A 14,416-nucleotide genomic window follows, 5' to 3' on the forward strand; every position below is an offset into this window, starting at 1 on the left:
CGACGTGCGGTCGGGTGGCCAGGGCCCCACCGTGACGCGGTAGACGTCGCCGATCGGGGTGGCAGTGGGCATGTGCAGATGCTTGTGATCACCCCTCGGACACACGCACTGAACGCTTATGTGGGGGCCCGGAGTTGTGAGGGCCTCCGCTTCGCGTTTCTGGGGATGGTGGGTCATCGTCTGGCCCAGCCGCTGGTGGGACCGCTTCCAGAGCCGTAACGGCCGGATGGGGGCGGGGCCCCATCCGGCCTTCGTGCCGGGTCAGCCGGTGTGGCGGGTCTGGTCGGGGACGTTGAAGCCGCTGACGCGGACATCGGGCCTGGCGGACGTGGCCGAGTAGCGGGCGGTGATGGTCTGCTGCTCGCCGGGCCAGAGTGTGACGGCGTTGTCGCTCCAGCGGATCGGCAGCACCTGCTTCCCACCGGCGAACAGGTCGGCCCGGGTGGACAGGGCCGGAGTGCCGCCGTGGCCGACGTTGCGGAGGGTCACGTTCGTCACCATCTCGCGGCCTTCACGGTGGGTGGTGGCCTGGACCTTGACGTCGGCGGGCTTGAGCGCGCGCAGGCCGGTCAGGTCGGCGTAGCCGTCCTTCTGGAAGACCGCGAACCCGTTGGACGGGGTGTACTGGCCGGGCGCGTGCGTCTTCGGCCAGTCGACCTGGTCGGCCTTCGTCGACAGCCAGTACACGTTGCGGCTGACGACCTTGGAGCCGCGGGTGAGGGTGAGCTTCTCGAAGTAGGTCTTGGAAATTCCGGCCGGGACCTTCGGGTGCAGGACGGTCCGTACGTCCTGGCTGCTCAGCGCCCCGACGGGCGCGGTGGCGGTGGCGCGGACCCGGCCGTCGAGGTCGATGATCTGCGCGGTGGCCCGCAGGCCGTTCTGGCGGGCGCCGGTCAGGTTGGCGACCTTGATGGAGCCGTCGTCGTAGGAGTACATGACATGGACGGGCTCGTTGGCCTTCTTCGCGCCGAAGTAGACGCCCGGTTGGTCGAAGTCGGAGCCGTACATGCTCCACTGGAGCGACGGCCATGCCTTGTTCAGCATCCAGTAGATGATCCCGGTGCTGGGGTTCGCCTTGTCGGTGGAATTGCCGATGTACGACTCGAACTGCGCGCGGGCGACCTCGTACTCACCGATCTGGACGGTCTTCTGGTAGGAACCGGCGTCCTTCCAGGGGCCGTACCGGTGCCACAGCGGGGTGTTGTAGACGCCCATCCGGGACAGGCGTGTGTAGTCGGCGTAGAAGAACGTGTGGTACATGTCCTGGCCGGCGGTCTGGCCCTGTGCGGTCGCCGGGTCCCAGATCTTTTTCTGCTCGTCCGGAGGGAGGAAGCGGTTCAGCGAGTCCTGCGTCGGAATGGTGTTCCCGGTGCTGACCTCGGTGTCGAACCCCCAGGCGCTGCCGGTCATGCTGAGCGTCGGGTCGTCGGTGTTGACGGTCTCCCGCCTGTTGTTCCACAGGGCGTTGGGCGGGAAGTAGTTGTAGCCGCCCTCCTTGGTGCCGGCCGGCCCGAGCTTGGGCGACGACTTGTACTCCGCCGCGGCGACCTGCGGGAGCCGGAAGTCGGCCTGCTCGAACGCCTTCAGGTAGAGGGCCTCCTTCTCCGGGTCGGGCGCGTCGTCGCTGCCCTGGAAGAAGGTGAAGACGCTCGGGTGGTCGCGGAGCCGCTCCGCCATCGTGCCCGCCTGGTTGGACGCGTTGGCCTTGACGCCGTCCGACCAGGTCGACGACTTGCCCTCCCAGAGGGCGCAGCACTGCCAGCCCGGCATGGCGAGGACGCCCGCCCGGTCGAGCTGGGCGAACATGTCGTCGGGCGGGAAGTTGCCCTCGAACCGGACCGCGTTCATGCCCATGTTCCGGATGTAGGAGATCTGGACGGAGACGTTGGACGGGGAGTAGCGCAGGAAAAGGTCCGGCGACCATCCGGCGCCGCGGATGACCAGCGGCCTGCCGTTGACGATGAACTGCCGGTAGCCGTCCTTGCCGTGGGTCTTGCCTGGGACGGGCTTGGTGAGCCGCGACGTCACCGTCCGGATGCCGAAGTCCTCCGCGGCGGCGCTGGACACCGTCGCGCCCACGGACGCGTCCAGCGCGAGGTGGTACATCGGCTGATCGCCCATCTGGTACGGCCACCACACGGCCGGGTGCTCCAGGTGCAGGCCGGGGCACTCCGCCTTGGTGATCGCAACGGTGCGGGTCGCGTGCGCGGGCAGCGTGACCGCGGCCTTGCAGGCGACACGGGTGGAGCCGTGCGTCACCGTGCCGGACACGAGCACCCGTTGCGCCGACGCGGTGTTGTTGCGCGCGTCGGCCTTGACGGTCAGGTCGGCGGTGGACAGGTCAGGGGCGTCATCCTGCAGGACGTGCGCGTTGCGGACCGAGACCGGGCCCTCCTGGACGATCTGCGGTGCGTAGTGCAGCCCGGTGTTCTGGTCGGGCGCCATGGGGTTCCAGTCGACCTGGTTCTGGGTCAAGTACCGCATGGGCGTGTCGAACTTGGTGATGTCGGCGTCGTTGCGGGAGACGTTGAGCGCGATGGCGTTCGCCCCGTCCCGGACGTAGGGCGTGATGTCGTATTCCAGCCGGGCGTACGAGCCCTGGAGCTGCCCGCCTCCGGCGATCTTCCTCCCGTTGACCCAGAGGTCGGCCTTTCCGGAAACGCCGTTCATCACCAGGGACGTGCGGCCGCCTTTCCGGGGGTGGACGGTGAGTTGCTCGCGGTACCACCAGTTCACATCGAACTGCTGGGCCGGGACCTTCGCCATGTTGTCGTTGTGGAAGATGTTCGGGTACCGGCCGTTCTCCAGCAGGCCCGCCATCAGCGTCTCGGGCCGGGACAGCGGCAGCCAGCCCTTCGTCGAATAGTCCGGCCTGGAGATCTCAGCACCGGTGTCGCGAGTGTCGGCGGACGACCGGATCGCCCAGCCGGAGGTCAGTTCCGTCGTCCCGGAGGACCGGATCGCCTGCACGGTGGGCCGGTGCCCGGCGAGGGCGTGGGCCGTCATCGCAGGGGCCAACGTCCCGGCGAGGGCGAGCGCGGTGCACAACGCCGTGGTTCGAGTCCTGGACCCGCTCATGTGTCCATCACTCCTTCGTGCGGCCGGGCCCGGGCGTTTCCCGGTGGCCGATGCCACCAATGCTCGGGCCGGGACACCCGCAGGGCCGTAGGGCCAGGGCGTCAATGGGGGTAGTGCTAAGCCCACTTCGCGGTGAGAGTGGAGACGGCTTTGTGGGTGGCTCAGGGCGGGGCCGTTCGTCGTCAGCGCTTTCTGCGGCAGGTGGGGCTGCGGGCGAAAGGCAAAAGAGTGGCCCCCGGATGTCCGGGGGCCACAGGTGAGCGGCGACGGCCCTGCAGACGGTCGACTACGGAGCCGGCGCTATCGGGCGGGTGCACCCCCCAACGCTCGGATGAGCGGGAGAACGCCCCGCGGCGGGCCGGGCACGAACAGGTCGACCCCGTCCCGCAGGTTGCGAACGCCCACCTTGAACGTCGGTGTGCCCTCGCGGCGCATCCGGTCGAGCTCCTCCATGATCACTCTGTCGGGCAGGTCGCCCACGTTCATGACGACGGAGGGTGTGAACGGAACGCACTCCTTCAGGATCCGCCGGAGCGCGACCCTCTTGTCGAGTCTCGCGGGCGCGAGCTTCACCAGGCCGAGATCCTCCAGCAGCGTCAGATCCCCGGCGGCCTCGCAGACGTCCCTGAGCGGGGCGACCAGTTGCTCGACCACCTTTTCGCCGGTCTCCACCGGGAAGCGGAAGACGAGCGAGTGAGATTTGACGTAGATGCACTCGGTGTCCAGACGGAGGTCCTTCACCACCTCGTGCAGCTTGTCGTGGGCCATGCTCAGCCCGGATGAGGGCGGCACCATCTCGTGCCGGGTCTGCGTCTGCCAGTCCCAGTGCTCGCTGGCGAACTGCCCCCAGACATGACAGTTGGGGACGGCCAGGCCGATTTCGCTGACCTGGTCGTACGCCCAACCCGTCAATATCCCATTGACGGCGTACCGCTCCCCCAGTCGGGGGAGCTCCCGGCGAACGTCGGGGTCGAGTCGCGGTGTCCCCCCGAGGGGGGCGAGCTCAAGGGTCGCCCCGTTGAGGTCCCACAACACGACGGCACGCTCGGGGCACTCCATAAGAGCGTCCCAGCCTTCCCGTCCTTTATTCGTCCCGATGACGGAACGTACGTCCCCTCCCGTGTAGAGAGGAGCATTCTGTCTCATGCGCGATTTTCCGCATGCCGGATCCATGGGTTATCCCCATTCTTGTTTGCTACGTGGCGGCCCTACTTTTCTACGCCACTGTTGAAAACCGTCCGCTGTTCGAAACCAGCCGCAAGCGCCGCGATGAGCGGCTCACGAGGGGGGAGAAAATGATCAAGGTTCCGAAAGCCCCGATCCCGCAATCAATGCCTGGTTCGGGGACTGGAAATGAAACCTCGTTCGGCGCGCGGCCGGCGGGCTGCACCGCGGACAGGCGGCGCGGCCACCTCCACACCAGCGGGCAAGGTCGGTGCGGCCTCAGCGGCTCAGGGCGGTCTCCCGTTCCACACGCGACAGTTTCTCGGGATTGCGCACGTGGTAGGCGCCGGTGACGTAGCCGCCCTCGACCCGCACCGCCAGCACGCCGTCGATCTCCCCGTTGACTCGGACGAGCAGCCCCGGGCCGCCGTTGACCTGGACCAGCTCGACCGACCTCTCGGCGCCGCGCCTCCACCAGCCCGCGGCCAGCAGGCGGGCCACCTTGTCCGCGCCCGTGACGGGCCGCAGCAAAGCGTGTTTGACCCCGCCGCCGTCGGCCAGGGCGACGACGTCCGGTGCGAGGATGTCGAGCAGGCTCTGCAGGTCGCCGGTTTCGACCGCTCGCTGGAAGGCCTGGAGTGCGGCTCGGGTCTCGGCCGGGGAGGCGATGCCGCGCGGTCGGCGCGCGGCGACATGGGCCCGCGCCCGGTAGGCGAGCTGGCGGACCGCGGCCGGGCTCCTGCCGACGGCTTCGGCGATCTCGTCGTAGTCCAGGTCGAACACCTCGCGCAGCACGAACACCGCACGCTCGGTCGGCGCGAGCGTCTCCAGCACCAGCATCATCGCCATCGAGACGCTGTCGGCCAGCTCGACGTCCTCGGCCACGTCCGGCGTGGTCAGCAGCGGCTCGGGCAACCACGGACCGACGTAGGACTCCTTGCGCCGGCCGAGGGTGCGCAGGCGGTCCAGCGCCTGCCGGGTGACGATCCGCACCAGGTAGGCGCGCTGCTCCCGCACGGTGGCCGGATCGACGTCCACCCAGCGCAGCCAGGTCTCCTGCAGGGCGTCCTCGGCGTCGGAGGCCGAGCCGAGCATCTCGTAGGCGACGGTGAACAGCAGGTTGCGGTGGGCGACGAAAACCTCGGTGGCGGAGTCCGCGGAGTCCGTCCGGTCAGCATGGTCGAGCGGCTCGGATGTGCTCGTGGTCCGGTCGCTGCGCTCGCTCATCCCCGGCTCCTGCCTGTCCGTTCCCAGCCCTGCTCCACACACTGGACGCCGGTCACCGCCGTCTTGTAACACGCGCGACGGGGTGTCCTACGTCACAGGGGCCCGACTGTTACAGGAGTCGGCGCGCCGGCGTCTTGTGTTCGTCAGGACGTCGCGCGACGGAGTCTCACCCGTCCGACCAGCGCTGAGCGGCAACGCCTCCGCCGGGACGCCGTCCTGTGCCGCAGCGCGATGCCGACCCGCTGCGGTCACCCCGAACCGACCCCGAGCACGAACACGTGGAAGGTATCCCGACACATGGCTGAAACAGCCTCGCCCGAGAACACCCCCGAACGCCGTCCCCGGCCCGGCATGGCGAAGGAGGGAGAAGCCGCGCCGCCCGCCGACCCCCGCCGCTGGTGGGGGCTGGTGGTCATCGCCCTCGCCCAGCTGATCGTGGTCCTGGACATGACCATCGTCAACATCGCCCTGCCGTCCGCCCAGCACGACCTCGGCATGACCGACGGCAACCGGCAGTGGGCCATCACCGCCTACACCCTCGCCTTCGGCGGCCTGCTCCTGCTCGGCGGACGCCTCGGCGACCTTTTCGGACGCAAGCGCAGCTTCATCACCGGCCTGCTCGGCTTCGCCGCGGCCTCCGCGCTCGGCGGCGCCGCCACCGGCCCCGGCATGCTGTTCGCCGCCCGCGCCCTGCAGGGCGTCTTCGCCGCGCTGCTGGCCCCCGCCGCATTGTCCCTGCTGACCACGACCTTCACCGACCCGCGCGAACGCGGCAAGGCGTTCGGCGTGTTCGGGGCCATCGCCGGCGCCGGCAGCGCCATCGGCATGCTGCTCGGCGGCCTCCTGACCGAGTACCTGGACTGGCGCTGGTGCCTGTACGTCAACGCCCCGGTGGCCGCCCTCGCGGTGATCGGCGCGATCGTGATGCTCCGCGACCCCGGTCGCAGGACCGGCGCGCGGCTGGACGTCCTCGGCGCCGCGCTGGGCACCGCCGGCGTGCTGTCCATCGTCTACGGCTTCAGCGAGGCCGAGTCCCGCGAGTGGGACGACACCCGGGTGCTGACCCTGCTCATCGGCGGCGTGCTGATCCTCGGGCTCTTCTCCCTGCGGCAGACCCGCGCCCGGACGCCGCTGCTGCCCCTGCACATCGTCAAGGACCGCCAGCGGGCGGGCGCCTACCTGACGATGGGCCTGGTCACCGTCGCCATGTTCGGCGTCTTCCTGTTCCTGACCTTCTACCTGCAGGGCATCAAGGGCTGGTCGCCGCTGAAGACCGGTACGGCCTACCTGCCGATGACCGCCTGCATGATCATCGGTTCCACGCAGATCTCGGTGCGGCTGCTGCACCGGGTGCCGGTCCGGGCGCTGATCATGCCCGGCCTGACGCTGGCCGCCGGCGGTCTGGCCGTCCTGGCCTCCATGGACGTCCACGCCACCTACCTCGGCCACGTCCTGCCCGGCATCTGCATGATGGGCCTGGGCATGGGCGTCACCTTCATGGCGGCCATGTCCACGGCCACCGGCCGCGTCGCCCCGCACGAGCAGGGGGCGGCCTCGGCGACCCTCAACACCATGCAGCAGGTGGGCGGATCGGTCGGCACCGCGCTCCTCAACACGATCGCGGCCGGCGCGACCGGGGACTGGCTGACCGGGCACCGTGTCGACCCCGTCCGGCAGGGGCCGCAGGCGAAGGCCGCGCTGGCCGAGGCGACCGTGCACGGCTACTCCGTGGCGACCTGGACCTCCGCGGGCATCATCCTGCTGGCCGCACTGGTCGCGGGCGTCCTCATCAACGCCAAGGCGCCCGGCAGGCAGACCGGCACGGCCGCCGCTGACCCGACGGACGCCGACCGCGAGGCCGAGGCCGTCGAGGCGCCGGCCCACGCGGGATCGTCGGCCGACTGAACCGGGGTGTTCGCCGCGGCTTCCGTCCCTCACCCAGCACGACGACCACCACGGAGTGATTTCATGTCACCGACCAATCCGCCCGCCGGGACTCACGCGGATCGGAACTTGTTTCCCCGGTTCTTCGGGCTGATGAAGGCGACCACGGTGTTCCTGGCCGCCGCGCTGCTGACGCAGGGGATCACCGCAGGGCAACTCCTGTCGAACGCGGACGGTGGCCAGTTGCACCGGACCACGGGCGGCGTCCTCGCCTTCGCGCTGGTCCTCCAGGCCATCGCCGCGCTACTGGTGTGGCGGGTCGGTCACGGGTCGGGACGGTACCCGGCCGTCACCGCGCTGCTGTTCGTGTTCGTCGGCATCCAGTTCATGGTCGACGGCAACGTCGCCGTCCACGTCCCCCTCGGCGTGGCGCTGTTCGGTGCCGGTGCCGTCCTGACGGCACGGGTATGGACGACCCCGCCCGGAAATGCCGGCTGAACTCCGAACTGGGCGATGACCGGGCGCGGGCATGGCTGGTCCTGATACTCCGTTCACCTTCGGCGATGGGCCGGCTTGGTCGGCAACGGGCGCCAGCAGGGGCTCGTGGTCGGATCTGGGCACTCCGGCAACACGCGGTCACGTGACCGTGAAGCGGGAGGGGGCCGTCAGGCGGGCGCTGGGCGGGCCATGTGGCGCCGGGGGGGCCGCCCCGGCGTCCAGCGCGGTATTCGTTCTACTGGGCGTGCGGAACGTCGAGGGCGGGGACCGACCGAACAGCGGCCCTGGTCAGCTCCGCCTTGTTCCCGAGTTTGAGCTTGCCGCGGATGCGCTTGACGTAGGTGTCCACCGTGTGGCGGCTGATACCGAGATGCCGGGCGATCTGGCCGTGCGTGTACCCGCTGGCGATGCAGTCGAGGACCTGTTGTTCGCGGAGGGACAGCTGATCGGTGGCCGCGGGAGTCTCCAGGAACGACGACATCTCGTTCGGAATCACCATCCGTCCCTCCGCCGCCGTCCGCACGGCGTCCAAAAGGATGTTGACCGGAGCATCGGGATATAAGACGCCGCAGGCTCCCGCGCGCAGGCACCTCGCGGCCTCCTCCTTTTCTTCGGGCCCGCGAGCCCAGCTCAGAATGAGGACAGAGGTCTTGCGAGACAACTCCGTGATCTGCCGTCTACAAGTGGCGCCGTCGGACGGGCGGAACCCCAGAAGGACGACGTCGAGAGCGCTGGACGGCACACCGGTGGCATTCGACTGAGAAACCTCAATCGATACTTCCTGGGTTTTATTGAACACATATCGTAACCCGTGCAGAACGACAGGTCGTGGATCGATGATGCCGAGACGGATCATTTCACCCCCAACGATTGCGGACTTAATACTCTTCCCGCGTGCCGGACGGATGCCATCCGGGCCACGCTAGAGAAAGGTGAGTTGCCGTAAAGGAGCTCGTGAGGAAGGTGTTCCCCGCAGGGATTTCGGATTGTCCTGTACCCAATAATCTATGAGGTACGCCAGTTATTCAAGACTCCCGGGCGATTATTGAGACGATTCCTTCGGAGGATCGGATGACTGCAGGTAGATCAGCCATCGGAGCGATTCATGGCCGCCCGGCGGCCCGTGCCGTCCCGATCCGACCGGTCAAACGGGACCGGCCCGTCAGCGCTTCGTATCCGCCCGGTCACCGTCGAACAGGAGTTGCGGCAGGCGTTCCCTTGGCCGGTCAGGGAACAGGGCCGGCCAATTCATATCCACACCCTCCACCCACAGTCGGCCCAAGGCCGTGAACACGCCGGCCACGTCCGAATCGCGCGCGGTGGTGGGAAGGGTGCCCAGAACCGTACCGTCCGGTCGCCGGCCGGGATGCTGCTGTACCAGCGTGCCGAGTGTCCGGCCCGCACCGACCTCGAGCAGTATTGGTGCCGGCAGGCGCCAGAGCTCGGCCAGTTCGTCCTCGAATCGGACAGTCCGGGACATATGCTGCGCCCAGTAATGAGGGCTGGTCGCCTGGGCTCCGGTCAGCCACGTTCCGGTGACATTCGACAGTAGCGGAATGGTGGGCGGGCACAGCGCGGGCTCGGCGGCCAGTTCACGCATCGCCTCCTCGAATGGCTGGAGCATCGCCGAGTGGAAGGCATGCCGGGTGGGCAGGCGCAGGCTCGCCACGCCCTCGGCCGCGAGCCGCCGTTCGAGGCGTTCCACCGCCGTCACCCGGCCGCCGACCACCGAAAGCCGAGGGCCGTCGGCCGCCGACAGCGACAGCTCGCCGTCGAGGTACTCGGCGAGGTGGTCGGCGCCGAGCAGCACCGCGACCATCGCACCCTCGGGTGCGGATTCGATCAGCTTCGCCCGGCGGGCCACCAGCTTCAGCGCGTCCTCCGGCGCCAGCACCCCCGCCGCGCACGCGGCGACGTACTCCCCCAGGCTGTAGCCGGCCAGAGCGGTGGGACGGATTCCCGAACCCGCCAGGAACTCGGCCAACGCGTACTCCACGGCGAAGACCAGCGGCTGGGCCGTCGCCGTCCGGTCCAGTTCGGAGGACCGTTCGTCCCGGCCGAGGAGCCGGGCCAGGTCGGGCCGGCCGGGCGGCCCGCCCGACGGTGGCGCGGGCTCGGAGTCCTCCGGATAGAGGATCTCGCGCAGGTCCCGGCGGAGCTGGTCCATGAGGACCTCGGCGCAGAAGTCGAGCGCACTGCGGAAAAGCGGCTCGCTGCGATAAAGGCCGGCCGCCATTCCGGCATAGTGGTCGCCGACGCCGGGGAAGAGAAAGGCGACCGGACGCTCGGTCGTCGTCACGTGCCCGATGTGCGTTTCACGGGCAGCCGGTGCCTGGAGCCGCCGCGCGGCGTCGGCGCAGTCGTGCGCCACCAGTGCCAGGCGGTGCGGTGACTGCGGCCGGTCATGGACCAGTGAGGCGGCCACCGCGGCCAGCGGAAGGCCGGGCCTGCCGGTCAGGAACCGAGCCAGCCCGCGTGCGGCCGCGGCAAGTTCGTCGCTGGATGAGGCTGACAGGACGACGAGCTCGTATGGCCTGCTCACACTGTTCCTCTCGGTGTGGGGCCCCGGGGACGGCCCCGCCGGGCGGTCCCCGGGCCAGGGTCGTGCGGGCGGGGTCAGGAAGATCCGGGGACGGCCTGGGAGTCCATCTGCCTGCGCAGGCTCAACGGCCGCATGTCCGTCCACGCCTGGTCGATGTGGGCCAGGCACTCCGACTTGGTTCCCTGGGCGCCCTCTGCTCGCCACCCCGCCGGGATCTCCCGGTCCTCCGGCCAGATCGAGTACTGCTCCTCGTGGTTGATCACGACCCGGTAGGTCCGCTCGTCGTCGTCATCGAACATGTCTCTCTCCTCTCGCGTTTCCAACAATTCCGTTCCGCTCAGTCCTGCTCCACCCGGCCGGCGTGCGCATCCCCCGGAAGGGATTCGTCGGCTTCCCACAGGTGGCGCATCTCCGCACAGTTCTCCAACAGCTCGTCCAAGGTGCCGGCTGCGGCCATTTCACCGTCGACGAGCACCACGATCTGATCGGCCCGGCGCAGAATGGACGGTCGGTGCGAGACGGCCAGAACGGTCGCGCCGCCATCGTCCAGAAGCCGGTCCCACAACCGGCGCTCGGTGGTGACGTCCAGCGCGTTGGACAGGTCGTCGAAGACCATCAGGTCGGTACGGCGCACCGCCATCCGGGCGGCGGCGATCCGCTGCCTCTGGCCGCCGGACAGGCGCAGACCCCGCGGCCCGATCACCGTGTCCAGGCCCTTGTCCAGGCCCGCGATGTCGTCTTCGAGCACGGCGAGGCGTACCGCCTCGGCCACCTGCGCCGGCGAGGAGGGGGCACCGAGCACGATGTTCTCCCGGATCGTGCCGCTGAACAGCCGCGGGACCTGTGGCACGAAGCTCGACCGCGGCGGGACCAGGAACGTCCCGGGATGGTCGATCGGCATGCCGTTCCAGAGGACCGTGCCGCGCTCGGCGGGGAGCAGCCCGAGGAGCACCTGCAGGAGGGTGCTCTTGCCGGAACCGACCCTGCCGGTCACGACCGTGACCGTCCCGGCGGGCAGGTGGAGATCGATGTCGCGGATGCCGCGCGAGGTCCCCGGGTAGCGCGAGGTGAGGCCCTGGGCCTGCAGCAGGCGCAGGGGAGCGGAGCGGTCCTCGCGCGGCGCCGGCCGCGGCGGCTCACGCCGCAGGTGGGTCTTCGTGCGGGCGATCACCGCTGCTTCGTCGCCGGCGAGTTCGGCCACCCGGCGCGTGGAGAGTTCGGCTTTCTGGACCCGCGCGAAGAACATGCCCAGCGCGGTCACCGCCTCGGTGATGAACTGGATGTAGAAGACGAAGAGCGCCAGGTCGCCCACGGTGAAGTCGCCGCCGCGCATGCTCGCCGCGGCCAGCAGCAGCACGAATCCGGTGCCGAGCGCGGCGGTGCCGTTGAACAGGGACGTCTGCACGGTGGTCAGGAGCACCTCGCGGACGGCGATCCGCAGCCGGACGGCGTTGGCCTGCCGCAGCCGCGCGACGAACCGCTCCTCGGCACGTCCGACCTTGATCGCCTGGACTCCGCCGACCGCCTCCCCGACGACGCTGCTGACCTCCGCGGCCGCCCGGCGACCGGAGGTCTGGCACTCGCGCAGCGGCCTGGCCAGCGCCCGGCTCGCCAGCACCATGACCACCACCGGGACGACGAGTCCCAGGGTCACGACGGCGTCGATGCCGAGCATGATGACCAACGCTCCCACGGCGATGATCAACCGCGAGAGGTTGGACGCCGACCAGATCGCGAAGACGCCGACCTCGTCGGTGTCGGCGCCGAACCGGCTGACGGCGTCGCCGCCGGTGCGGTCCAGCGCCCGTCCGGCGGGCCTGCGCAGGAGCGCGCGCAGCGCATTGACCTGCAGGGCCGCGCGGATCCGGTAGGTGAAGTGCGGTTCGACCCGGCTGAGGATCACGCCGTACCACACGGCCACCTTGGTGGCCTCCGCGGCCGCCACCAGGGCGATGAGCGACCATGCCGACATGCCCGCCCGCTCGGTGCCGCTGAGGTCGTCGAAGATCAGCTGCAGCAGCAGCCCGGTGGCCAGGAGCGCGCCGCGCAGCAGGATCCACAGGCCGGTCAGGCCGAGGTAGGTGGGGGCCGACCGGGACAGCAGGGGAAGCAGCAGTGACCGCCGGATGGAATGCCCCCGGGGCGCCGCGGGCGGCGGCTCCGACCGGCGTGTCCGCGGCGCCCTCATGCCAGGGCCTCGTCGGCGGCGAGCAGGCGGGAGAACTGGGAGGACGGATCGGCGACCAGCCGGTCCCGGCGGCCGTGCTCGACGACGCGTCCGTCGCGGAGCAGGAGCACCTCGTCGACGGAGCCGAGGGTTTCGAGACGGTGCGCCACGATGACCGCGGTACGGTCGGCGAGCAGGCGTTCCATGGCCGTCTCGAAGACCCGCAGGCTCGCCGGGTCCAGTCGCGACGTGGCCTCGTCCAGGAGCACCAGGCCGGGGTCCTGGATCAGGACGCGGGCGAAGGCCAGCAACTGCTCCTGCCCGGCCGACAGCCCGGTGTCGCCCGGGCCGAGGAGGGTGTCCAGCCCGGCGGGCAGGCTTTCCAGCCACTGCCGCAGGCCCACCTCCGCGAGCGCCTCGCGTATCCGGGCGTCATCGACCGTGTCGTCGAAGAGGGTGACGTTGTCGCGGACCGTGGCGGCGAACAACTGGACTTCCTGGGTGACCAGGCCGACCTGGCCGCGCAGAGAGGCCACCGAGATCTCCCGCAGGTCGCGGCCGTCGAGCCGGACCGTCCCCTGGGTGGGGTCGGCGAACCGGAACAACAGGCGCAGCAGGGTGCTCTTTCCGCTGCCGGTGCGGCCGACCACGGCCAGCCGGGCCTTCGGCCGGAGGCGGAGGGAGATCTCGCGGAGCGCGTCCTCCTCGGGCCGGTAGCTGAAGGAGACCCGTTCGAGTTCCACGGCGGGCGCCCCGGCGGGCAGGGCGGCGCCTCCGGTGTCGACCGCGCTGCGCTCGCCGAGCAGGCCGTGGATGCGCCGCAGCGCCCCCAGCGCGGCTTCGAGATCATGGAACTGCGCGGTGATCACCAGCATCGGGGTCTGCACCATGACCGCGTAGACGACCAGGGTGTAGGCCGCGCCGAGGCTCATCTGGCCGGCCGTGTAGAGCCACACGCCGGCCCCGAGGGCCATGACGAACCCCGCTGACGCCAGTGACTGCGCGGCCGCCGGCCAGCGCACGCCCAGCAGCGCGGCGCGGCGGCTGGCCCGGAACATCGTCCCGGCGTACGCCCAGAAACCGTGCACGGTGTGTTCCTCGGCTCCATTGGCCCGCAGGTCGGGAAGTCCGTTCAGGCGTTCCTCGAAGAACCCGAGCAGTTTCGCGTTGGCCTCCCGCTGGGCCGCCATCGCCGGCACGGCGGTGCCGACCAGCCGCCGCAGCAGGACGAAGGAAGCGGTGACGAAAGGGGCGTAGACCAGGCCGATCCGCCAATCCTGAACGAACAGCGCTATCCCGATCCCGACGACCAGAAGCGCGTTGGAGAACACGAGCAGGAACATCTGCGAGAAGTAGTTGGCCAGCTTGCTCACGTCTCCGTCGATCCGGTCGATCAACTCGCCGGGAGCGTGCCGCTCGTAGAAGGACATGTCCAGCCGGAGGCAGTGCTCGGTCAGATCGGCGCGCAGCTCGTTCGTCGCGTCCCAGGCCACCCGGGCGCCCCGGTACTCGGCGACGATCCAGATCACCTGCGCCACCACCGCGACCGACAGGTAGGCCGCGCCGAGCCCCAGCAGGGTCGACAGCGGGGCACCGGAGCGGACACCGTCGATGAACCTCCCCAGCAACTGCGGGTTGGCCACCTGGAGGGCCGTGTAGAACAGTGTCGTCACCGCGAGCACTGCGGCGACGGCCCGGTGCGGCCCCAGATAGGTGCGAAGTGTGCTTGCGGCATTCGGTCCCACGGTGCCGTCCGCGTTCCCGGTCCTCGAAGGCTCGGCACTCGCTTGCGCCATGCAACGGTTCCTTCAGACGATGGATTCTTCAGCATTCGGGGCGGTCACCCCATGGCCATG

10 protein-coding genes are annotated in these 14,416 nt (G+C 69.8%); 2 read left to right on the forward strand and 8 right to left on the reverse strand.

Going from position 1 to position 14,416, the window contains the following annotated elements; genetic code table 11:
- Nucleotides 1-261 precede the first annotated feature (261 nt).
- The 3 genes from CHC11_RS04765 to CHC11_RS04775 form a co-directional block, all read right to left on the reverse strand.
- Nucleotides 262-3,078, reverse strand: coding sequence for a glycoside hydrolase family 2 protein (locus CHC11_RS04765; protein WP_089310376.1), 2,817 nt, complete (start codon nucleotides 3,076-3,078; stop codon nucleotides 262-264).
- A gap of 300 nt (nucleotides 3,079-3,378) precedes the next feature.
- The gene (locus tag CHC11_RS04770) at nucleotides 3,379-4,224 is read right to left on the reverse strand and encodes a hypothetical protein (RefSeq protein ID WP_179278687.1); all 846 of its coding nucleotides are present in this window, start codon (nucleotides 4,222-4,224) and stop codon (nucleotides 3,379-3,381) included.
- A gap of 297 nt (nucleotides 4,225-4,521) precedes the next feature.
- Nucleotides 4,522-5,469, reverse strand: coding sequence for an RNA polymerase sigma-70 factor (locus CHC11_RS04775; RefSeq protein ID WP_089310378.1), 948 nt, complete (start codon nucleotides 5,467-5,469; stop codon nucleotides 4,522-4,524).
- A 297-nt stretch (nucleotides 5,470-5,766) separates the two neighbouring features.
- On the opposite strand from CHC11_RS04775, the gene CHC11_RS04780 reads away from it, so the two are divergent.
- Together CHC11_RS04780 and CHC11_RS04785 are read left to right on the forward strand one after the other, a co-directional pair.
- Nucleotides 5,767-7,374, forward strand: coding sequence for an MFS transporter (locus tag CHC11_RS04780; protein WP_089310379.1), 1,608 nt, complete (start codon nucleotides 5,767-5,769; stop codon nucleotides 7,372-7,374).
- A gap of 108 nt (nucleotides 7,375-7,482) precedes the next feature.
- A complete protein-coding gene (locus tag CHC11_RS04785) occupies nucleotides 7,483-7,851 on the forward strand; it encodes a hypothetical protein (protein ID WP_143226927.1) in 369 nt (122 codons plus the stop codon).
- A gap of 235 nt (nucleotides 7,852-8,086) precedes the next feature.
- Here CHC11_RS04785 and CHC11_RS04790 read toward each other — a convergent pair whose 3' ends face one another.
- From CHC11_RS04790 to CHC11_RS04810, 5 genes are all read right to left on the reverse strand, one after another.
- Nucleotides 8,087-8,707: a helix-turn-helix transcriptional regulator gene (locus CHC11_RS04790; RefSeq protein ID WP_089310381.1), complete on the reverse strand. Its 621-nt coding sequence runs from the start codon at nucleotides 8,705-8,707 to the stop codon at nucleotides 8,087-8,089.
- 306 nt (nucleotides 8,708-9,013) lie between these two features.
- Nucleotides 9,014-10,393, reverse strand: coding sequence for an acyltransferase domain-containing protein (locus CHC11_RS04795; RefSeq protein WP_089310382.1), 1,380 nt, complete (start codon nucleotides 10,391-10,393; stop codon nucleotides 9,014-9,016).
- 74 nt (nucleotides 10,394-10,467) lie between these two features.
- Complete coding sequence (locus CHC11_RS04800; RefSeq protein ID WP_089310383.1) at nucleotides 10,468-10,692, reverse strand: MbtH family protein; 225 nt, start codon at nucleotides 10,690-10,692, stop codon at nucleotides 10,468-10,470.
- A 38-nt stretch (nucleotides 10,693-10,730) separates the two neighbouring features.
- Nucleotides 10,731-12,581: an ABC transporter ATP-binding protein gene (locus tag CHC11_RS04805; protein WP_089310384.1), complete on the reverse strand. Its 1,851-nt coding sequence runs from the start codon at nucleotides 12,579-12,581 to the stop codon at nucleotides 10,731-10,733.
- Nucleotides 12,578-14,356 (reverse strand): ABC transporter ATP-binding protein, encoded by a 1,779-nt coding sequence (locus CHC11_RS04810; protein WP_089310385.1) that lies wholly within the window; start codon nucleotides 14,354-14,356, stop codon nucleotides 12,578-12,580. The genes CHC11_RS04805 and CHC11_RS04810 overlap by 4 nt, the downstream gene beginning before the upstream one ends.
- Nucleotides 14,357-14,416 lie beyond the last annotated feature (60 nt).

The sequence above is a fragment of the Actinomadura mexicana genome, assembly GCF_900188105.1.
In the GTDB taxonomy this organism is placed as follows: Bacteria; Actinomycetota; Actinomycetes; order Streptosporangiales; family Streptosporangiaceae; genus Spirillospora; species Spirillospora mexicana.

Excerpts from the sequence above, each read along its gene's own strand:
- CHC11_RS04770 (WP_179278687.1), bottom strand. The coding sequence starts at position 4,224 with ATGAGACAGAATGCTCCTCTCTACACGGGAGGGGACGTACGTTCCGTC.
- CHC11_RS04765 (WP_089310376.1), bottom strand. The coding sequence starts at position 3,078 with ATGAGCGGGTCCAGGACTCGAACCACGGCGTTGTGCACCGCGCTCGCC.
- CHC11_RS04780 (WP_089310379.1), top strand. The coding sequence starts at position 5,767 with ATGGCTGAAACAGCCTCGCCCGAGAACACCCCCGAACGCCGTCCCCGG.
- CHC11_RS04775 (WP_089310378.1), bottom strand. The coding sequence starts at position 5,469 with ATGAGCGAGCGCAGCGACCGGACCACGAGCACATCCGAGCCGCTCGAC.
- CHC11_RS04790 (WP_089310381.1), bottom strand. The coding sequence starts at position 8,707 with ATGATCCGTCTCGGCATCATCGATCCACGACCTGTCGTTCTGCACGGG.
- CHC11_RS04800 (WP_089310383.1), bottom strand. The coding sequence starts at position 10,692 with ATGTTCGATGACGACGACGAGCGGACCTACCGGGTCGTGATCAACCAC.
- CHC11_RS04810 (WP_089310385.1), bottom strand. The coding sequence starts at position 14,356 with ATGGCGCAAGCGAGTGCCGAGCCTTCGAGGACCGGGAACGCGGACGGC.
- CHC11_RS04805 (WP_089310384.1), bottom strand. The coding sequence starts at position 12,581 with ATGAGGGCGCCGCGGACACGCCGGTCGGAGCCGCCGCCCGCGGCGCCC.